The organism is Streptomyces glaucosporus, from assembly GCF_039533345.1.
Taxonomy (GTDB): domain Bacteria; phylum Actinomycetota; class Actinomycetes; order Streptomycetales; family Streptomycetaceae; genus Streptomyces; species Streptomyces glaucosporus.
This window is the reverse complement of sequence record NZ_BAAATJ010000035.1, coordinates 30,743-50,838: the sequence shown is the minus strand read 5'-3', so window position 1 is coordinate 50,838 and position 20,096 is coordinate 30,743. Positions and strand designations below refer to the sequence as shown.

Genomic DNA, 20,096 nt, shown 5'->3' with positions numbered 1-20,096 from the left:
GGGAAACCCTAACGCCCGGGCCGGTCCGGGCCGGTCCGCCCGGCCGCGCCCGTCGCGTGCTGCCCGCGGACGCTCCGGCGGGCCGGGCACGCGAGGCGCTGACCGCGCCGCTGCGTCGGCGCGAACCGGGGAGGGGCGCACCCGATCGCCGCGCAGCGGACGCTGAACGCCTTCGCCCCGCCCCGGAAAGTGGTGGGTTCCGGAGGAAGCCCCGTCCGGTAATGCCCCCGTCCGGTAATGCCGTTGCCCGCCGCGAGGCGGGCCGGTAGGAAGGCACGCATGACTGCTCTCGGCGTGGTGTTCCGGCCCCAACTGCCCCCCGAACGGCTCCGCGACGCGGCCCGTGCCGCCGAGGCGGCCGGGCTGGAGGAGCTGTGGCTGTGGGAGGACTGCTTCCTGGAGAGCGGCATCGCCAGTGCCGCCGCGGCCCTGGCCTGGACGGAGCGGCTGCGCGTCGGGATCGGCCTGCTGCCCGTGCCGCTGCGGAACGTCGCCCTGACCGCGATGGAGACCGCCACCCTGGACCGCATGTTCCCCGGCCGCCTCGCCCTGGGCGTCGGCCACGGCGTGCAGAGCTGGATGGGACAGGTCGGCGCACGGGCCGAGTCGCCGCTCACGCTGCTGCGCGAGTACCTCGACGCGCTGCGGGCGCTGCTGCGCGGCGAGGAGGTCACCACCGAGGGCCGCTACGTGCGGCTCGACGCCGTCGCCCTCGACTGGCCCCCGCGGACGCCGCCCGCCGTGCTCGCCGGGGTGACCGGGCCGCGTTCGCTGCGGCTGTCCGGCGAGGCCGCCGACGGCACCATCCTCACCGCCGACACCCCGCCCGACGGGGTGCGCCGGGCCCGCCGCCTCGCCGACGAGGGACGCGAGGCGGCCGGACGCACCGGCCGCCACCGGGTGGTCGTCTACCTCCACACCGCGACCGGGCCGGACGCGGACGCGCGCCTTGCGGCCGAACTCGAACGCGGCCCGGTCCCCCCGGAGGAGGCGTTCGGGGTCGCCGGGGACGCCGAGGCGGTCGCGGAGGCCGTGAGGCGGCTGGCCGAGGCCGGGGCCGACACCGTCGTCCTCCAGCCCACCGCCGACGAACCGGACATCGAGGGCCTGATCCGCTTCGCCGCCGAGGAGGTCCGCCCGCTCGTGCCCTGAACACGAGCCGAGCGGAAGGGAGTTGTCGGAGGGCGCTGCCATGATGCCCGCATGACCGACGGAACGATCAGTCTGCCCGGGGACGCGGTGAAACCGGTCGACAACTGGGCCGGGGCACTGCGCCGGCGTCTGGAGGGCGCCCCGCCCCGGGTGGTCGAGCTGGTGACGCACCTGGCCTCGCTGGACACGGCCCGCCCCAAGCAGACCTGGAAGCGCCGCACGCTGGGACTGCTGGAGGACCGGGACGCGCGGGCGGCGGTGTACGACGGGGTGCGGCTGCTCACCCGGTGCGGCCCCGGACGCGTCCCGGTCTACTCCGCCTCCTGGGACGACAGGGGACTGGTGGGGCACCCCAACCTGGGCGTGGCCCGCGGCTTCCTGTGGGCCGCCACGCTGACGGGCGACACGACCGTGCTCGCCGACCTGGCGGCGGTCGGCCGGCGGATCGGCGGGAACCTGCCGGAGTTCTCCCCGTGCGACCAGCTGATGGACGCCCTGATCCACGCGCTGGCGGAGTGGACCGACCCGGCGGCGCTGGAGACGCTGTGGGCGCTCCACCGGGACCTGCTCCCCGGCAGACCCCACGACAGGCTGTACGCGAGGCTGCTGCCCAAGGCGGCCGACCGGCTCGGGATCCCCCCGGAGCGGCAGGCCGAGCGCACCGTCCCGGCCCACGGGCTGCGGGCCGACGGGTCCGTGGCGTTCGGCGGCCGGTTCGGGCGGGGGGTTCACTGGCTCCTGGCCACGTTCTCCGCGCTGGTGACCGTCGAGGACGCCCACACCGTCAGCCTCGTCTACGCCGACCGGGAGGTGGAGAAGCGCACCGTCCACCCGTTCGCCGCACCGCACGGCTTCAAGAAGCGGCACCATCCCGAAAGCGTCGAGTGGATGCGGCGGTACGCGGGCCGCGTGCTCGCCGCGGTGCACGGCGAACGCGAACGGCTGCGCCGCCTGGCCGGGGAGGACCGCGACTGGACCTTCGAGGAGTGGGCGCACCTCTACCGCGACCACCCGGTCACGGGCGTGGTCTCGCGCGGGCTGGTCTGGGAGTTCCGGGATACGGGAGGAGGCCGGGAGACGGCCCGCCCGACCGCTCCCGGAGGGGCGCTGACGACCGCCGACGGCCGGACGCCGCCCGCCCCCGACGGCAAGACCCTCGTACGGCTGTGGCGCGCGGAAGGGGCGCCGCCCGACGAGGTGCGCGCCTGGCGGGAGCACTTCGCGGGGGCCGGTGTGCGGCCCTCCTTCGGCCAGGGCCTCGAAGCGCTCTGACGCCCCGGCCGGGCGGACGGACCCCGCCCGGTGGACCGGGCGGCTGCTTCCGGGCCGGCCCGGAAGCAGCCGCCGCCCGGCCCCCGTGCGTGGCCCGATTCCCTTGCCGCTTCTACGAGTTGACACCGAGAGGTTACAGAGAGAAGCGGTACGCGCGTATGCTGCCGAGCCATGGGGGAAGGTGTCACACGGGGAACATCGGACACCATGGGCCACGTCCGGCAAAAGGCGTGGTGTGTCCGCTTACGCTCCCAGGGGTCGGACCGGGTCATCGGATCGGGTGTGCTGATCGACGGTGACAAGGTCCTGACCTGCGCCCACGTACTGGCCGACCGGACATCGCCCGTCATCGTCGACTTCCCCGGGACGGAAGGGGCCGCCGGTTCCACCGCGACCGTCGTCAACGGCTGCTGGATCCCGCCGCGGGGCGAGGACCGCGGGGACGTGGTCCTGCTGCGTCTGCACCGCCCGCCGCCCGGCCGCCTCTCCGCGCCGCTGCTGCGGGCGGCGGTGGCGCGGGGCACCCGGGTGCGGCTGTGCGGGTACGCCGACCCGGTCCGCGACGCCCGGGGCGTGGAGCTGACGGCCACCGCGGGCCCGCCGTCCGGGGAGCGGGTCCGGCTCGACCCGCACTCCCCGCGCCTGCCGCGGCGCGGCCTCAGCGGCGGCCCGGTGCTGGACACGGACGACCCGTCCGGGGTGCTGGGCATCGTCGTCACCCGGTACTTCGAATCCGTCGGACCGGAGCCGCCGGTCATCGCGCACATGATCCCGGTGGAGACCATCGCCAGGTACCTGCCGGACGTACGGTCCTGTATCAGCGGGCCCCCGGGGGTGGACCCGCGCCTGGTCCCCTCGGCCGCCTCCGGGCGGACCGGCGACCCCGGCTACGCCGAACGGCTCGCCGCCTGGCTCGGGGGCCGGCACCCCTCTCCGGTCTACGTCACCGAGGTGGAGCGCGGCTCCGCGCGCGACCGCACCCTCCAGCGCGCCCTGGCCCTGGCCGACCGCGAACTGTCCGCGGACGCGCCCGCCGTGACCTCCGCCGACCCCGCGGGGACCGTGCCCCCGGTCGGCAGCCTCGACCTGGCCGTCGACGCGCGGGGGGCGACGGCCGACGAGGTGGCCGCGCGGGTCGCCGGGCGCATGAACCTCAAGGAGCCGGATCCGGCACGGGCCCGGGAGCGGCTGCGCGCCGGCCGCGTACCGCTGACCGTCGCCGTGCTGGGCGTGAACGAGGCCGCCGAACCGGAGCGGCTGCTCGCGCTGTGCGGCGAGTTCGCCGAACTGGGCTGCCGTCTGCTGCTGGTCTTCCACGGCAGCGACACCCGCGTCGACCAGGCGACCGAGGAGGACCTGGCGCTGCGGCACCGCATGGGCGTCCTGGCCGAACGTCTCGACGCGCTCGACGGACGGCTGCGCCGGCTGGCGCCGGCCAGGGTCCGGCTGGCCGGCGTCGAACCCCCGGACGACGCCGTGACGGACCTCCACCTGAACCTGTCCCTGCTGCGGCACGCCCACCGCACCGGCAAGGACGCGGCACCCGGGTGGGCACGGACCGCGCAGGACCGCCTGAAGCGCCTGGAGCGCCGCACCCGGCGGGCGGAGCGGGACGCGGACACCGCGGAGGAGGCGGCCCGGAAGGGGTACGAGCGACGGGCGGAGCTCCGCGGGGAGCTGCGGACCTACCGCCAACTGGCCGCCCGCCACGGCCGGATCGAGGACGTCGAGCTCGACGGGGTGTACCGCGCGGCCCACGAGGCGCTGCACCGGGGGCGGTTCGAGGCGGAGAGCGCCGGGAAGGCCGTCGCCGGATACGTGGACGCCGTCCGCCGCGTGCTCGGCTGGCCCCCGGAGGAGAGGGCCGGGCAGGAGGAGCCGAGAGAATACGGAGGGCCGGGGGAGCACCGGGAGCCGGGGGAGCACGGGGAGGCGGAGGAGGAGCGGTGAACGGACGGCACACGGCGCACGGCGCGGCACCGGAACCCGCCGGCGCGGACCGCACACTGCTGGACCTGCCCGAGGTGCTCCCGCCCGACGACCCCGGGTCCCTCGTCCTGAGGAACCCCGCCCCGCCCCGCCAGGGCCGCCCCTGCGGGAACCCCAGGTGCCGCCGCCCGGTCGGCACGCACTACCCGGGAACGCGCGTCCGGTACGAGGGTTTCTGCCCGAACTGCGGCACCCGCTACTCCCTGCGCCCCCAGCTCAGGTCCGGGGAACCGCTCGACGGCGGCCGCTACGAGGTGCGCGGCCCGCTGGCGTACGGCGGTCTGGGCTGGGTCTACCTGGCGGTCGACACCCGGCTGCGCAACCGCCCGATCGTCCTCAAGGGCGTGCTCAACCCGCTCGACACCGAGGCACGGGAGCGGATGCTGGAGGAACGGGACCGGATGATCGCCATCAACCACGAGTCGATCGTCCGCATCTTCGACTACGTGCCCCACGAGCCCGGCGACTCCAGGATCCCGGCCGACTACATCGTGATGGAGTACGTCGGCGGCAGGTCGCTCCGCGGGATCCTGAAAGACGCCGGGCGGCCCCCGGGCCCGTTCGGCCCCGGCGAACCCCTGACCCTGGAGCACGTCGCCCGCTACGGCTGCCGGATCCTGGGCGCCCTGGAGGTCCTCCACGACCGGGGCCTGGTCTACTCCGACATGAAGCCCGACAACGTCATCCACCGCGGCAGGGGGGTGGTGCTCATCGACCTGGGCGGAGTGCAGCGGCCCGACGACCTCGACCGCACCCCCGTCACCACCAAGGGCTACGCGGCCCCCGAGGTCGAGGAGGGGAGGGAGCCGCCCACCGTCGCGCACGACATCCACACCGTCGGCAGGACGCTGGAGGAACTGGCCGCGGCGGCCGTGGACGGCGCGGCCGGCGCAGGTCAGGGCCACGACTCCTTCCACCGGCTAGTGGAGCGCGCCACCCACGCGAAGCCGGAGCGGAGGTTCTCCTCCGCCGCCGAGATGTCCGAGCAACTGGAGGGCGTCCTGCGGGAGCTGATATCGCTGCGGACGGGACGGCAGTACACCCGGCCCTCCGGCGTCTTCGCGCCCACGCCCGCCCTGCTGGACGCCGGCCTCGGCGCCGTACCCGGCATCGAGCGCTGGCTGGGCCGCCGGGCCGCGGCCTACCGCAAGGCCTTCGGCAGCCCCCCGCTGGACCCGGGCCGCCCCGCCCCCTCCCGGGTCGCCGTGGGGCTGCCGGTGCCGCTGCCGCGCCGCGACGACCCGGCCGGCGTCCAACTGCGCCTGCCCGCGCCGCAGGGACCCCGCGCGGTCGTGCGGCAACTGGAGAGCTTCCTGGACGGCGAGGGACAGGACCCCAGCGTGGAGGTCCGGCTGCGGCTGTGCCGTGCCCACCTGGAGGTCCGCGACCAGATGCCGCCGGGGGACCGGGAGCACGGCAGCAGACTCCGCGAGGCGGAGAGGCGGCTGAGGGAGGCGGAGGAGATCCTCGGCCTCCCCTCGGGGAGGGAGTCCGTCCCCGACTGGCGCATCGCCTGGCACCGCGGCCTGGTCCGCCTCGCCCGGGACGAGGTGGCAGCCGCCGAGAAGCACTTCGAGGAGGTCCACGGCGCGCTCCCGGGGGAGTACGCCCCCAAGCTGGCCCTGGGCTACTGCGCCGAACACCGCGACGCCCTGGACCGGGCCGAGCGCTACTACCACGCGGTGTGGCGGCGCAACACCCAGCAGGGCAGCGCCGCCTTCGGCCTGGCCCGGGTCCACCTGGCCCGGGGCGAACGCGAGGAGGCCGCCGACGTGCTCGAACGGGTGCCGCCGATGTCGCGGCACTACGACGCCGCCCGGATCGCCGCGGTGCGGATCCGGGCCGCCCGGCTCTCCCCCGGACGGGAGGGCCTGCCCGACCGGAGCGACCTGGCGGCCGTGCAGCGGGAGATGCCCCGCCTGGCCCTCGACGCCGGCGAGCGCGCACGGCTGGAGGCCGAGATCCGCGAGTGGGCGCTGGACTGGATCCAGAAGGCCACCGCGGCGGACGGGGACGCCCCCGCGAGGGGCGCGGACGGGGCGGGCGGCGCGCACCTGGCGGAGCTGGGCGGCCCCCTCTTCGGCGGGAGGCCGGGGGAACCGCCCACCGAACGCGCCCTGCGCATGCTGCTGTCGCGCTTCTTCCGGGACCTGGCCCGCCAGCCCGGCGTCGACCGGGCCAGGAGCGAACACCTCGTGGACTGCTCCAACGCCGTCTTCCCCCGCACCTGGTTCGTCCGACCGGCCGAGGAGCCGACCCGATGACCGACCCCACCGCAGACCGCGCCGCCGACGACACCGCGGGCCGCCCGGCGGGACGCCCCGCCCGCCCGGAACCCGGCACCGCCCCCCGGCGGCCCCGCGTCCGCATGACCGCGGAGTACGACCGGGACCAGTACGCACCCGGCGGCGGCCCCGGCGCCCACGAGGTGTCCGTCCACCTGGAGATCCGGGTCGAGGGCCTGGAGGCCGTCGTGCCGCGCCGCGCCCCGCAGCGGTCCGAGGTCGTCATCATCGACTGCTCGGGATCCATGGCGCACCCCACCCTCCGCAAGATCGCCGCCGCCAGGAAGGCCGCCGCGGCGGCGATCGGGCAGCTCCCGGACGGCACCCACTTCGCCCTCGTCGCGGGCACCGACACCGCCCGGCTCGCCTACCCCACCGGGGACCGGCTCGCCGACCCGGCCGAACCCGCCACCGTGGCCGCCACCAACGCCACCCGCGAGGAGGGCCGCCGCACCGCCCTCACCCTGGACGCCCACGGCGGCACCCGGATCTCCGCCTGGCTCTCCCTGGCCCACCGGCTGCTCGCCGCACGCCCCGACGCCCCGTTCCGGCACGCGCTGCTGCTCACCGACGGCAAGGACGAGCACGGCCGGGCCGGGGAGCTGGAACGCGTCCTGGACTCCTGCGCGGGCGAGTTCACCTGCGACGCGCTGGGCATCGGCGAGGACTGGGACGCCGAACAGCTCCAGCGGATCGCCGACCGGCTGCACGGCCGGGCGGAGGCGGTCGTCGCGGACGGCGCCGAGGAGTTCGAGGCGCAGCTCACCGGGCTGTTCCGCGAACTGGTCGGGGCCTCCGTCCGCCGGACCCTGCCGCAGCTCACCCTGGAGGTCCGCACCGGGCGGCACCTGTCGGTCGGCCTCTTCCGGCAGCTCCAGCCGACCGTCCTGGACCTGACGGACACCGCCGTCGACGAGGGCGACCGCGTCCTGTTCCCCACCGGCGCCTGGGGCGACGAGCAGCGCTGGTACGAGCTGAGGCTGCGCGTCGACCCCGGCCCCTCCGGCGGCCCCGGCGGCCCCGGCGGCCCCGGCGATCCCGGCGGCCGGGAGCCGCACACCGAGCGGATCGCCTCGCTGCGGCTGGCGGCCCGGGACTTCGAGGAGGTGGCGCTGCCCGGGGAGGAGCACGTCACGGTCCGGTGGACCGGCGAGGAGCCGCCGCTCACCGACACCGGCACCGTCGGATGGCACTTCCGGCACCAGGACGAGCTGAGGGACGCCATCCGCGCCGGCGCCAGGGCCCTGTACCAGGGCAGGACCGCCGGGGCGGAGCGGGAACTGGGCAAGGCGGTGCGCCTGGCGTACCGCCTCAAGGACGACGCCCACCTGGCGCGGCTGCGCAACGTGGTGACCGTCGAGAACACGGCCATGGGGAAGGTGACGATCCGCGACGACATCACCCCCGGACGAGTCCAGGAGCTGGTGGTCCTCAGCAGGCACACAACGCCCCCGCCGAGCGGGCACGCCCCGTCCGCGGACCCGCCGTCCGGCGCGGCCCGGCCGGTCGTCTGCCCCCGCTGCCTCGAGAAGGTGCGGCCGGCGCGGTTCTGCGAGAACTGCGGGCACCTCCTCGACGGCGCCCCCGGCAGCACGGACGGCTCCGGAACGGAGGAGCGGTGACGGGCACCCGGCGGCTGCTGTGGCTCCAGCTCGGTGCGCTGATCGCGCTGACCGGGCTCGCCACGGCGCTTCTGGCCGCTGCCTACGACGACACCCACCGCCGCCCCGATGCCGTACGGGACCGGACCGCGCCGGCGGTCCTGGAGGTCGCCGCCGCCCGCAGTGCGCTGATGAGCGCCCACGTGGCCGCGCGCGGCCACCTGGCCTCGGGGCTGACCGACGAGGCCGGCACCGACGAGACGTACCGCACCCAGATCGCGGCGGCCGTCCAGAGCGTGTCGCAGATCGGCGACCGGCAGGTCGCGGGCGAGGACGGCAGGCGCGCGCTGAGCACCGTCAACGCCCTGCTCGTCGTCTACCAGGAGACGATCGTCCTGTCGGTGCGGCACGCCGAGCGGGGCGCCCTGGGCAGGGCGTGGTTCCACAGCGCCGACACCATCCTCAACCGCAAGCAGACCGGCATCCTGGCCCGGCTCGACGAACTCCAGCGCGACCAGCTCGACGAGCTGTCCGAGCAGACGAAGTTCACCGGCGCCAGGCGGGCGGGCTGGGAGTCGGCCGTGGCGGCCCTGGTCCTGCTCGCGGTGGCGCTGGCCGCCGTCCAGGTGGTGCTGTACCGGCGCTTCCCGGAGCGGCTGAACCCCTGGCTGCTGGCGGCGTGCCTGATCCTCCTGGCCTCGGTCAAGCCCGTGACGTGGGCGCAGGGCACCCAGCGGCTGATGGAGGACGCCCGCCGGGAGCTGGTGGAGGTCGTGAACCGGCAGAGCGGGGTGTGGGCCGACGAGGGGTTCCAGGGGAAGGAGCTGGACCGGATGAGGAACGTCACCGCCGGAGCGCTGAAGGAGGTCACGCAGGACATGGACGCCACGGCCGACCGGGGGACCGGGGTCGCCGCGATCGTCGTCGGCGGGGTCGCCGTCGCGGCGCTGTCCCTGGCCGGACTCCAGCGGCACCTGCGCCAGTACAGGTTCCGCTGGTGAACCGCGCGGGGCGCGCGAGACGGGCCGTGGCCGGCCTGCTGTGCCTGCTGCTCGCGGCGGGCCCGGCGGGCTGCGCCCGGCAGGGGGACGAGACCGACCACGTCCTGACCGTCCTGGGGCCCTGGACGGGGCGGGAGGAGAAGTCCTTCAGGAACCTGCTGAACCGCTTCGAGCAGCAGCACGAGGGCGTCCGCGTCGACTACCAGGGCACCACCGCCACCCGCGAGGTGCTGCTCTCCGGGGTGCTGGCCGGCGACCCGCCGGACGTCGCGGTGCTGCCCGTCCTCGGCGACCTGGCCGACTACGTCCAGCGGAAGCAGCTGTGGCGGCTGGGCGAGGACATCGTCGACGACGACCAGTACGGCGGCCCCTGGCTGTCGCAGCCGACCGGGCTGTCCGCACGCTACTGGCTGCCGGTGAAGGTCGACCTCAAGAGCATCGTCTGGTACGAGAAGGGGAGTTCGCCGGGCGCCTCCGCCCGGGAGGACGTGTCCCGCTGGTGCATCGGCATGGGCTCCGACGCCACCTCCGGCTGGCCCGGCAGCGACTGGATCGAGGACATCCTGCTCCAGCGGTCCGGCGCCGACGCCTACGACGCCTGGGCCACCGGCGAGATGGACTGGACCGCCGAACCGGTGGTGGACGCCTGGCGCACCTGGGGCGCGTTCATGTCCCGCGACGACCGGGCGGCCGAGACCGCGCTGACCACCGACCACCGCGGCCCCGAGGGCGGGAACGGGCTGCTGTTCGACCGCGGCCGCGACTGCGACCTGGAGCACCAGGGCAGCTTCGCCCGCAACCTGTACGGCGACGACGCCTCGCGGGCCGACTTCGTGGCGTCCCCGATGCTGCTGCCCGGCGCGGACGGCCAGAGCGGGTACCGCGAGGTGTCGGGGGACTTCGCGGCGATGTTCAAGGAGAGCGAGCAGGCCAGGGACCTGATGCGCTTCCTGGCCTCCCTGGAGGCCCAGCGGGCCTGGGCCACCGGCGTCGAGCCGCCCTTCTTCTCCGCGCACCGGGGCGTCACCCAGGAGGCGTACCCGGAGGAGGACACCGTCAGCCGGCGCATCGTGCGGGAGTTCCGGCAGGCCGAGCGGCTGTGCCTGGACGCCTCGGACGTCATGCCGCCCACGATCCGCAGGATCTTCCACGAGAAGGTCCTGGAGTTCCTCGCCGACCCCCGGCAGGACCCCGTCCGGCTGCTGAGGCAGATCCAGCGGGTCAAGAACGCCCTGCCCGAGGGGACTCCCTGGCTGGAGAGGGCGTGCGGCTGACGTAGGGGGAGTCCGGGCCCGTCCGCGTGTCCGGCGGCCACGGGCCGTCCGCCGGGCGCGCGGGCCGGTTCCGCGCGCCCGGCTACGGCGTCACGATGCGCTCGACCGCGGCGGCGACGAGCTGTTCGCGTTCGGCCTCCGGGAACACCTCGGGCAGGGTGAGCTGCTCGACGATCAGCCAGTTGAGCGCCAGGTACAGCAGCCGGACCGCGGTCGCGTCGCCGGGCAGGCCGGACTCCTCGTGGTAGGACACGTTGGCGTCGACGTCGGCGCGGATGCGTTCGGTCAGCAGTGCCCGGAGCCGCGGACGCCGGGTGGCCTCCAGACGCAGTTCGAGCAGGGCCAGGTAGCCCGACCGGAAAGAGCTGACCCGGCCGACCAGTTCACGCATCAGCACGGTGTAGGTCTCGCGGTTCGGTTCGGCGGCCCGCTGCCGCGCGATCGTCGCCTCGTCGGGGTGCAGCCTCTCGTAGACCCGCGCGGCCGTCTGGAAGAGCAGCTCGTCGCGGTTGGCGAAGTAGTTGGAGGCCGTGCCGGCGGGCACGGCGGCCTCGGTGTCCACCGCCCGGAAGGTCAGCCCCCGCGCTCCCCGCCCGGCCAGGACCTCGATGGCGGCGTCGAGGAGGGCCGCCCTCCGTTCGTCGTTCCTGCGCACCATTGACACCACTCCGCTCGTAGTACTACGTTGTGACCACTATAAATACAGTACTACGAAGGAAGTCATCCCATGCGAAAGCTCGTGTACTACGTCGCCGTCACCCTCGACGGCCGCATCGCCGGGCCCGGCGGGGAGTACGACTTCTTCCCCGTGGGCGAGGGGGAGGAGGGCGCCGCCTACAGCGCCTGGATGAGCGAGCGCTACCCCGAGACCGTCCCCACCGTCGGGCGCGCCTCCATGGGGGTGGAGGACGCGCCGAACCGGCGCTTCGACACCGTGCTGATGGGGCTCGGCAGCTACCGCCCCGCGCTGGACGCGGGCATCACCAGCCCCTATGCCCACCTGCGCCAGTACGTCGTGTCCAGCACGCTCCCGCCCGACACCGACCCGGCCGTCACCGTGGTCTCCGGGGACCCGCTCACCCTGGTCCGCGACCTCAAACAGGAGGAGGGCAAGGACATCTGGCTCTGCGGCGGCGGCCTCCTCGCCGGAGCGCTGCTGCCCGAGATCGACGAACTGGTCGTCAAGAGCTACCCGGTGGTCGCCGGGGCCGGGATCCCGGCGTTCAACGGGGAGTTCGGCCCCACCCTCTTCAAGGTCGCCGACCGCAGGTCGTTCGCCAACGACGTCACCGTCACCTGGTACGTCCGGCGCTGACGCGGCCGGGAGCGGCGCGCGGCCCGGACGCGGTCGTCCGGTGCCGCCCGCCCCCGGCCGCAGCCGTGCGGGGCGGGGCGAATGGGGAGGGGTCGAATGGGGCGAAGGCGTGGGGAAGGCGGCAAAGCGAACCGTCGTCATTCGGCCGATTTTCGGGTGAGCGTATGTCGGAAGCGTCGCTTCCGTGCGCTGCGGCGCATTCCGTCCCGAGAACTGGTCTAAACCATTAATGGTGCAGCGTGCGAGGGGAGCGCCGCCCCGCACGGAAGGACCGGCGGAGCACGCCGCGGCGGTCGCGCTCCGTTGAATTCCGGTCACGGAAAGACGAACGGCTCCCGACGTCTTGGTGAGGGGACGTTCGGGAGGACCGGCGATGGCGCACTATAAGGCTGGGCGACCGACAGGCCGACGGCACCCGGGGAGCACCGTCCCGGGAACCCGGCCGCGTCCGGACGCCCGCGGTGTCCGCCGCACACCGACCGGGGAGGGGAGCCCCGGGTGCGGCCGGCCACCACCTGCCGAAGGGGAGAAACAGGCGCGGACGGGCACCGCCGCACGGTGTCCGAGCGCCGTTCACACAGGCCGGCGCGCCCCGCTCGCGCGCCGCCCCGGGGGGAGAACAGCCATGAGGCGAACGATCCGTGCCGCCGCGACCTGCGTCGCGGCGGCGTTACTGGCGGCCCTCATACCGGTCGGCGCCGCCGCCGCCGACCCCGCGGAGAACCTCGAACCACGCATCGACCTGCGCGTCCTGGTCGTCGACGACGGCGGCCCCGCCATCGACGCCGTCACCGCCGCGCTCGACGGCGCGGGCACCCCGTACACCACGGTCGACCTGTCCGACGGCGAACGCCCCACCGTGGACGCCGACTTCCTCGCCGACACCGTGGACGGACGCCCGCGCGCCAAGTACCAGGGCGTGGTGCTGCCCCACGACAACCCCTTCGGCGCCGGCTCGCCCGAGACGGCCGCGCTGGCCGCCTACGAGGCGGCGTTCGGGATCCGGCAGGTGAACGCCTACACCTACGCCTCCCCGGCCGTCGGGCTCAACCGGCCCCAGGACCCCGGCTACGCGGGCCCCCTCGACGGGATCACCGCCCACGTCACGGACGCCGGGAAGGCCGGCCCGTTCGGCTACCTCGACGGCGAGGTGCCCTTCGAGGACAACGACCCCGGAATCGACGAGAGCTACGGCTACCTGGCCACCCCGCTGGCCGACCCGCCGGACGGCGCCGCCTTCACCTCCTACGTCGACGCGCCCGTCCCCGGCAGCACCGCACGCGGCTCGCTGGTCGGCGAGTACGCCCACGACGGCCGCCGCGAACTGGTCGTCACCTTCGTCTACAACCGGTACCAGCGGCAGTTCCGGCTGCTGGCCCGCGGCATCGTGGCCTGGCTGACCCAGGGCGTCCACCTGGGCGCCGACCGCAACCACTTCGCCGTCCACGTCGACGACGTCCTCGCCGCCGACGACCGCTGGAACACCGAGCTGAACTGCACCCCCGGCGACGTGGACTGCGGCACGGCCGGCGAGGGCCTGGAGCCCGACACGATCCGCATGACCCCGGCGGACGCCGAGTACGCCGCGCAGTGGTCCGCCGACCGAGACTTCACCCTGGACCTGGCCTTCAACGGCGGCGGCAGCGTCACCCACCGCGCGGAGAACGGCGGCGCCGACCCCCTCGCCGACCGGCTCCTGGCCGACCGGGACGCCCACCGCTGGATCAACCACACCTACGACCACCCCTTCCTCGGCTGCGTGCAGAACGTGACCGCGGTGCCGTGGCGGTGCGAGACCGACGAGCGGGGCGACACCGTCTGGACGGACCGGTCCGCCATCACCGCGCAGATCCGGGACAACCTCGCCTGGGCCGCCGCCAACGGCCTCACCGTGGACCCGGCCGAACTGGTCACCGGCGAGCACTCCGGCCTGGCCGTCCTGCCGCAGCAGCCGCGGGACAACCCCGAACTCGGCCCCGCGCTCACCGACACCGGCGTCACCTGGCTGGCCTCCGACGCCTCCCGCGAGCCCGGGCAGCGCACCGCCGGCCCCGCCCGCACCGTCCCCCGTCACCCGATGAACGTCTTCTACAACGCGGGCCGCGCCGCCGAGCAGGTCGACGAGTACAACTGGCTCTACACCCGCGCCTCCGACGGCGGCAGCGGGATCTGCGAGGGCTCCTCCACCACCACCTGCCTGGACGCCCCGCTGGACCCGGAGACCGGCTACGAGTCGTACATCGTTCCGCTGGAGGCCGACATCGCCCTGCGGCACGTCCTGGCCAACGACCCGCGGCCGCACTTCGTCCACCAGTCCAACCTGGCCGAGGACCGCATCGCCTACCCCGTCCTCAACCGGATCCTGGACGGCTACGCGGACCTCTTCGCCGGCAACACCCCGCTGGTCAACCTGCCGATGAAGGACATCGGCGAGGAACTGCGGCGGCGCGCGGCCTGGAAGGCGGCGCTGGACGCCGGGGACGTCACCGCCCACCGCACCGGGGACACCGTCACCGTCACCGCCCCCGACGGGATGCACGTCCCCCTCACCCTGCCGGAGGGCGCCACCCGGCGGACGGACGGCACCGACCGGGCCTTCGGCGGCCCCTACGCCGGCCTGCGCTCGGGCTGGGCGCTGCCCGCCGGGGACGGACAGGCGGCCGTCTTCCGACTGGACGGCGCCCCCGGGGAGCAGCCGGACACCCCGGACGACCCCGGCACCCCTGACGACCCGGACACCCCCGGCGACCCGCAGGACCCCCGGTGCCTCCCGGAGTTCCTGCGCCTGCTGGACCTCCTGGGCCTGCTGGAGAAGCTGTGCGGCGCGATCACCCCGGACACCGCGCGGTCCCCCGCGCCGGACGGGAAGACGGCACCGGACAAGGAGACGGCACCGGACAAGGAGACGGCACCGGACAAGGAAGCGGCACCGGGCGGGAAACCCGCCGGGGAACCCCCCGTGCCCGCGGGCGTCGCCGACCCCGTGCCGTACGGCCCCGGGGACACCACCGTCCGCTAGACGCCGGCCCGACCGCCGTCACGCCTTCCGGAGACGACGAACCGCCATGCACGGACCGCTCGCCGAACCCCGTTTCGGCACACCCTCGGTGACCCTGCTCACCGAGGGCACCTACCCCCACAGCCACGGCGGAGTCAGCGTGTGGTGCGACCAGCTGGTGCACGGCATGCCGGACGTCGACTTCCGCGTCCTGGCCGTCACCGGCACCGGGGACGAGACACCCGTCTGGGACCTGCCCGCCCACGTCCGCGAGGTCCGCACCGTCCCGCTGTGGGGCCCGCCCCCGCCCGGGCGCGCCCCGCGCGGCGCGCGGCTGCGCCGCCTCCTCACCGACCTGGAGGACTTCCTGCTCGGCCTCCTCGACCCCGGGGCGGAGGAGCTGTTCCCCGCCGCGCTCCACACCCTCGCCGACCACGCCGACCGGGGCGAACTCTCGCCCGCCCTGCGCTCGGAGGGCGCCGCGCGCACCCTCGCCCGCCTGTGGAACCGGCCCGGCCTGCCGACCGCCGCCGCGCGGCCCACCCTCCACGACGCCCTGACCGCCGTCGACCTGCTGGAGCACGCCCTGCGCCCCCTGGCCGCCCCACCGGTGACCGACGGGATCACCCACGCGGTCAGCGGCGGACTGGCCACCCTGCCGGCACTCGTCGCCCACCACCGGCGCGGCGTACCGTTCCTGCTCACCGAACACGGCGTCTACCTGCGCGAACGCTATCTGAGCAGCCGCGCCGAACCGTACCGGTGGCCGGTCAAGGCGGTGATGCTGGGCTTCTTCCGGCTGCTGGCCGAGGAGGGCTACCGGCGCGCCGCGCTGGTCACCCCCGGCAACCGCTACAACCGCCGCTGGGAGGAGCACGGCGGCACCCCGCCCGAGCGGATACGCACCGTCTACAACGGCGTCGACCCCGCCGCGTTCCCGCCCGCCGGCCCCGAACCGGCGGAACCGACGCTGAGCTGGGCCGGACGCATCGACCCCATCAAGGACCTGGCCACCCTCATCCGCGCCTTCGCCCTGGTCCGCAAGGAGATCCCCGCGGCCCGGCTGCGGATCTTCGGCGGCACCCCGAAGGTCTCGGAGGCGTACCGGACGGAGATGGAGAAGCTCGCCGCCGAACTGGGCGTCGCCGAGGGCGTCTCCTTCGAAGGGCGCGTGGAGGACATCCGCGACGCCTACGCCGCCGGGAACGTGGTGATGCTCTCCAGCGTCAGCGAGGGCTTCCCCTTCACCCTGATCGAGGCCATGTCCTGCGGACGCGCCACCGTCTCCACGGACGTGGGCGGAGTGCGCGAGGCGGTGGGGGAGTGCGGCCTGGTCGTCCCGCCCCGCGACCCGGAGGCCATGGCACGGGCCGCGCTGCGGCTGCTGAACGAACCGGAGACCCGGGCCCGGATGGGCGAGGGCGCCCGGCTGCGGGTGATCGAGCAGTTCACCCTCCGGCAGACCATCAGCGCCTTCCGCGACATCTACCACGAACTCGCCGGGCCCGGACGGCACGGCGAACGGCGCACCGGACGGTACGACGAGCGGGCCGACGCCCCCATCCTCGCCCTGGCACGGGCCGCGGGAGGCGCCCGGTGAGCGGAATGCTCAGACTCGTCCCCGGCGCGCCCGAACCCCGCGCACTGCCCCGCCCCGCACGGGACCCCGCCCCGCGCCCCGGCCCGGGCGCCCGCCACGCCTCCGGCACCGCCCCGGCACGCCGGCCGCGGCGGCGGCCGAGCTGGGCCGCCGACCCGCTGGACGAACTCGCCGAGGAGACCGCCGAGGTGTGCGCCGCGGCCGTCCACCCCGACGAGATCGCCGCCCACCTGGAGGCCCAGGGCCTGACGAACGAGCAGATCCAGCGCCGCTACGGGCGGAGCGACACCTTCGAGGCCGCGGCCGAGCTGTACGCCCGGGTGCCGCGCGCCTTCCCCGAACCCCCGCCCGCCCCCGACCCCTGGCGGGCCGACCCGCTCGCCGCGCTGCTGAGGGGGCTGGTGTTCACCCTCCCCGGTCTCGGCTACGCCCTCGCCGCGCCCTTCCTCACCGGGGCGCCCGACCGCTTCGGACTGCCCGCCGGCACGGGCGCGCTGGCCGCCTCCGCGCTCGCCGGCTGGGCCTGGAACCAGGCGCTCGCCCACCGCGCGTACGCCGCGCTGGCCACGGGCGGACGCGCCGCGGCCGGACGGGTCCTGCGGACGGGCGCCCCCGCGGGCGCGGCGGTGGCCGCCCTGGCGGCCCTGCCGTTCCCCGCCGCCGTCCCCACCCCCGGCGCGGCACTCGCCTTCGCCGCCGGGCAGGCGGTGTACCTGGCGGCGGCCACAACCCTGCTGGTGCTGGGCCGCGAGAGGCTGCTGCTGGCCGCCCTGCTGCCGCTGACGGCGGGCGCGGCGCTGCTGCCCCTGGCCGACCCGCCCGCGGCGCTCCGCGCCGCGGTCCTCGCCGGCACCGTCTGCGCGGTGTCGGCGGTGGCGGCGCGGGAGACGGTCCGGGCCGCAGGCGACCGGGACGGGCCCGGCGGTCCGGGCGGCGCGGTCCCCGCCTGGCCGGAGTCCCTGCCCTACGGGCTGTTCGGCCTGGGCTGCGGTGTGCTGACCACCCTGGCCGCCCTCGGTGACGCGCTCGGGGGGGCGTTCGGTGCCGCAGCCGGGCACGGGGCCGGGGCCGCGCCGGCCGGACCCGTGGTCGTCGCCCTCACCCTCAGCATGGGCGCGGCCGAGTGGCTGCTGTACCGCTGCCGGGGCCTGGCGCTCGCCGCGCTGGCCGCCTCCTCCACCCCCGCCGGCCTGCGGTGGCGGGCCGCGCGGGCCCTGGGCCTGTGCCTGGCCGGGTACCTCGCCGTCCTGGCCGCCCTCGTCCTGGCCGTCGGCGGGATCTGGACGGGCGGGCCGCCCGAGGACCCGGTCCGGCCGGCGGCGGTCCTGGCCCTCGGCGCGGTGCTGTGGACGGGGCTGTTGCTCCAGGCGTTCGGCGCCGCCCGGACCCCCGCCGCGGTGGTCCTGGCCGCCGCCCGGGCCGCCGCCGCCGCGCTCGTGTGGCGGGCGCCCGGCGCGACGGGACCCGCCGCCGTCCAGCTCGCCGTGTGCGGCGCCGCGGCCGTCGTCCTGCTCGCCGCGGTCACCGCCCTGCTCGGCCGGATCACGGCCCACCGCTGACCCGGCCCGCGCGCCGGCCCCACGGCCCCGCGCGCCGGCTGCCGCCCCGGCGGCGGCCGGCGGAACGACCGGCACGAGAACCGACGGAGAAACCGACCCGGAACCGGCCCGGAACAGGCCCGGGACCGGCAGGAGAACCGGTGCAGAACCGGTGGAAGAGGAGAGACCCGTGTCCGCAGCACCAACGGTCGCCGTCACCGGCGCCGAGGGATTCATCGGCTCCCACCTGGTCGAGGCGCTCGTCGCCGAGGGCCACCGGGTGCGCGCGATGGTCCAGTACAACTCCTTCTCGTCCTTCGGCTGGCTGGAGACCCTGCCGGAGGACGTGCTGGAGGACGTCGAGATCGTCCTCGGGGACGTCCGCGACCCCGGCTCGGTCAACGGCCTGGTCAAGGACGTCGAGACCGTCTACCACCTGGCCGCGCTCATCGCGATCCCCTACTCCTACCGGGCCCCGCACAGCTACGTGGAGACCAACGTCACCGGCACCCTCAACGTGCTGGAGGCCGTGCGGCACCTCCGGATCCCGCGCCTGGTGCACACCTCCACCAGCGAGACCTACGGCACCGCGCAGACCGTGCCGATCACCGAGGACCACCCCATCAACACCCAGTCCCCGTACGCCGCCTCCAAGGCCGGCGGCGACCGGCTCGCCGACAGCTACCACGCCAGCTTCGGCACCCCCGTGGTCACCCTGCGGCCGTTCAACACCTACGGGCCGCGCCAGTCCATGCGCGCCGTCATCCCCACGGTGATCGGCCAGATCGCCGCCGGACAGCGCACCATCACCCTCGGGGACCTGCGCCCCACCCGCGACTTCACCTACGTGAAGGACACCGCCGCCGCCTTCCTCGCCGTGGGCACCGCCCCCGCCGGGGACGTCGTCGGCCGCACCCTCAACGCCGGGACCGGCGGCGAGATCGCGATCGGCGACCTGGTGTCGCTCATCGGCAAGCTGATGGACGCCGAGGTGGAGGTCGTCCAGGACCCGCAGCGCGTACGGCCGGCCGACTCCGAGGTGATGCGGCTGGTCTGCGACGCCTCCCGGCTGCGCGCCGCCACCGGCTGGGCGCCGCGCCACAGCCTGGAGGACGGCCTGGCCCGCACCATCGACTTCTTCCGCGACCCGGCGAACCTCGCCCGCTACAAGACCGACCTGTACAACGTCTGACCCGGCTACAACGTCTGACCCGGCTACAACGTCCGACCCGGCGCCCGACCCGGCGTCCGGCCCGAACCGGACCGGGCCGGGGACCGCCCGCCGCACGACCGAACCCGAGCACCGCCGTCCCACCCATCCGTCACCGCTCTCGTGGAGAGGACAGCACCGATGCACGCAGTCATCATGGCCGGAGGCAAGGGTGTCCGACTCCGTCCCTACACCACCGCCCTGCCCAAGCCGCTGGTGCCCATCGGCGACCGGCACGCGATCCTGGAGATCGTGATGCGGCAGCTCGCCGACGCCGGGTTCACCAGCTGCACCCTGGCCATCGGCCACCTCGGCCACATCATCCGCGCCTACGTCGGCGACGGCTCCCAGTGGGGCCTGCGCGTCGACTACACCACCGAGGACAGCCCGCTGGGCACCATGGGGCCGCTGCTGACCATGCTCGACCGGCTCCCGGAGCACTTCCTGGCGATGAACGGCGACATCCTCACCGACCTCGACTTCGCCGAGGTGCTCCGCACCCACCGGGACGCCGGGGCGCCGCTGACCATCGCCACCCACGTCCGCACCGTCGACATCGACTTCGGCGTGCTCGACACCGAGGCCGGGAAGGTCGTCGGCTTCGCCGAGAAGCCCAGCATGGACTACCGCGTCTCCATGGGCGTCTACGGTGTCTCCCGCGACACCCTCACCCGCTACACCCCCGGACTGCCGCTGGGCTTCGACGAGGTGGTGCTCGACCTGCTGGCGGACGGCACCCCGCCGCACGCCTACGAGTTCGACGGCTACTGGCTCGACATCGGACGGCCCGACGACTACGACCGGGCCAACGCCGAGTTCACCGCCCGCCGCGGCCGGCTGATCAAGGGAGCGTGACCCTCC

Annotated in this window: 14 protein-coding genes; 13 read left to right on the top strand and 1 reads right to left on the bottom strand. The window is 75.3% G+C overall.

What is annotated here, in order from left to right:
- Nucleotides 1-279: 279 nt before the first annotated feature.
- The 7 genes from ABD358_RS26190 to ABD358_RS26160 all read left to right on the top strand — a co-directional run bounded on the left by ABD358_RS26190 (nucleotide 280) and on the right by ABD358_RS26160 (nucleotide 10,574).
- A complete protein-coding gene (locus ABD358_RS26190) occupies nucleotides 280-1,152 on the top strand; it encodes an LLM class flavin-dependent oxidoreductase (protein WP_344633618.1) in 873 nt (290 codons plus the stop codon).
- A gap of 51 nt (nucleotides 1,153-1,203) precedes the next feature.
- Nucleotides 1,204-2,424, top strand: coding sequence for a DUF4132 domain-containing protein (locus ABD358_RS26185; RefSeq protein ID WP_344633617.1), 1,221 nt, complete (start codon nucleotides 1,204-1,206; stop codon nucleotides 2,422-2,424).
- A gap of 171 nt (nucleotides 2,425-2,595) precedes the next feature.
- Nucleotides 2,596-4,374, top strand: a complete 1,779-nt coding sequence (locus ABD358_RS26180; RefSeq protein WP_344633616.1) for a trypsin-like peptidase domain-containing protein — start codon at nucleotides 2,596-2,598, stop codon at nucleotides 4,372-4,374.
- On the top strand, nucleotides 4,371-6,677 hold the full coding sequence (locus ABD358_RS26175) for a serine/threonine-protein kinase (RefSeq protein ID WP_344633615.1): 2,307 nt from the start codon (nucleotides 4,371-4,373) through the stop codon (nucleotides 6,675-6,677). Before ABD358_RS26180 ends, ABD358_RS26175 begins: the two co-directional genes overlap by 4 nt.
- Nucleotides 6,674-8,320 carry a VWA domain-containing protein gene (locus ABD358_RS26170; RefSeq protein ID WP_344633614.1) on the top strand — a complete coding sequence of 549 codons (1,647 nt, stop codon included), beginning with the start codon at nucleotides 6,674-6,676 and terminating at the stop codon, nucleotides 8,318-8,320. Before ABD358_RS26175 ends, ABD358_RS26170 begins: the two co-directional genes overlap by 4 nt.
- A complete protein-coding gene (locus ABD358_RS26165) occupies nucleotides 8,317-9,300 on the top strand; it encodes a hypothetical protein (protein WP_344633613.1) in 984 nt (327 codons plus the stop codon). Before ABD358_RS26170 ends, ABD358_RS26165 begins: the two co-directional genes overlap by 4 nt.
- Nucleotides 9,297-10,574: an ABC transporter substrate-binding protein gene (locus ABD358_RS26160; protein WP_344633612.1), complete on the top strand. Its 1,278-nt coding sequence runs from the start codon at nucleotides 9,297-9,299 to the stop codon at nucleotides 10,572-10,574. The genes ABD358_RS26165 and ABD358_RS26160 overlap by 4 nt, the downstream gene beginning before the upstream one ends.
- 82 nt (nucleotides 10,575-10,656) lie before the next feature.
- Here the strand turns inward: ABD358_RS26160 and ABD358_RS26155 are convergent, their stop codons facing one another.
- Entirely contained in the window at nucleotides 10,657-11,232 is a 576-nt protein-coding gene (locus ABD358_RS26155) for a TetR/AcrR family transcriptional regulator (protein ID WP_344633611.1), read from the bottom strand.
- Nucleotides 11,233-11,301: 69 nt separating this feature from the next.
- On the opposite strand from ABD358_RS26155, the gene ABD358_RS26150 reads away from it, so the two are divergent.
- From ABD358_RS26150 to ABD358_RS26125, 6 genes are all read left to right on the top strand, one after another.
- Nucleotides 11,302-11,889 (top strand): dihydrofolate reductase family protein, encoded by a 588-nt coding sequence (locus ABD358_RS26150; protein WP_344633610.1) that lies wholly within the window; start codon nucleotides 11,302-11,304, stop codon nucleotides 11,887-11,889.
- 625 nt (nucleotides 11,890-12,514) lie between these two features.
- Entirely contained in the window at nucleotides 12,515-14,908 is a 2,394-nt protein-coding gene (locus tag ABD358_RS26145; RefSeq protein WP_344633609.1) for a hypothetical protein, read from the top strand.
- A 46-nt stretch (nucleotides 14,909-14,954) separates the two neighbouring features.
- Nucleotides 14,955-16,487: a GT4 family glycosyltransferase PelF gene (gene pelF / locus ABD358_RS26140; RefSeq protein WP_344633608.1), complete on the top strand. Its 1,533-nt coding sequence runs from the start codon at nucleotides 14,955-14,957 to the stop codon at nucleotides 16,485-16,487.
- Between the two features lie 5 nt (nucleotides 16,488-16,492).
- The gene (locus ABD358_RS26135; RefSeq protein WP_344633633.1) at nucleotides 16,493-18,046 is read left to right on the top strand and encodes a hypothetical protein; all 1,554 of its coding nucleotides are present in this window, start codon (nucleotides 16,493-16,495) and stop codon (nucleotides 18,044-18,046) included.
- Between the two features lie 169 nt (nucleotides 18,047-18,215).
- Nucleotides 18,216-19,217: an SDR family NAD(P)-dependent oxidoreductase gene (locus tag ABD358_RS26130; RefSeq protein WP_344633607.1), complete on the top strand. Its 1,002-nt coding sequence runs from the start codon at nucleotides 18,216-18,218 to the stop codon at nucleotides 19,215-19,217.
- 159 nt (nucleotides 19,218-19,376) lie between these two features.
- On the top strand, nucleotides 19,377-20,090 hold the full coding sequence (locus tag ABD358_RS26125; protein ID WP_344633606.1) for a nucleotidyltransferase family protein: 714 nt from the start codon (nucleotides 19,377-19,379) through the stop codon (nucleotides 20,088-20,090).
- Nucleotides 20,091-20,096: the final 6 nt, after the last annotated feature.